Annotated in this window: 1 protein-coding gene; it reads left to right on the forward strand. The window is 35.2% G+C overall.

Annotated elements, in window-relative coordinates; genetic code table 11:
- On the forward strand, nucleotides 1-301 hold a 301-nt coding region (gene rpoE / locus JKP73_RS22645; RefSeq protein WP_200412038.1), incomplete at both ends, for a DNA-directed RNA polymerase subunit delta.

The raw sequence follows: 301 nt of genomic DNA on the forward strand, positions 1-301 counted from the left end.
CGAACAAATTCAGAATATGTCTATGATTGAATTGGCAAGTTTAATTCTTTTGGATGAAAAAAAAGCCATTCATTTTAAAGATATATTTAATAAACTTGCAGATTTAAGAGGGTATTCGGAAGAAGAGGAACAGGCGACAATTGCTCAGTTTTATACCGATTTAAATGTAGACGGCCGTTTCATTACAATTGGTGAAAATATGTGGGGATTGAAGAGATGGTACCCAGTAGAGCATATGGACGTAGAAGTTACCAATGCGCCGAAGAAGAAAAAGAAAGCAAAGAAAAAAGAAGAGGCGAAT

Origin of the sequence: Virgibacillus salexigens (assembly GCF_014905415.1) — a bacterium.
Taxonomy (GTDB): domain Bacteria; phylum Bacillota; class Bacilli; order Bacillales; family Amphibacillaceae; genus Virgibacillus; species Virgibacillus salexigens.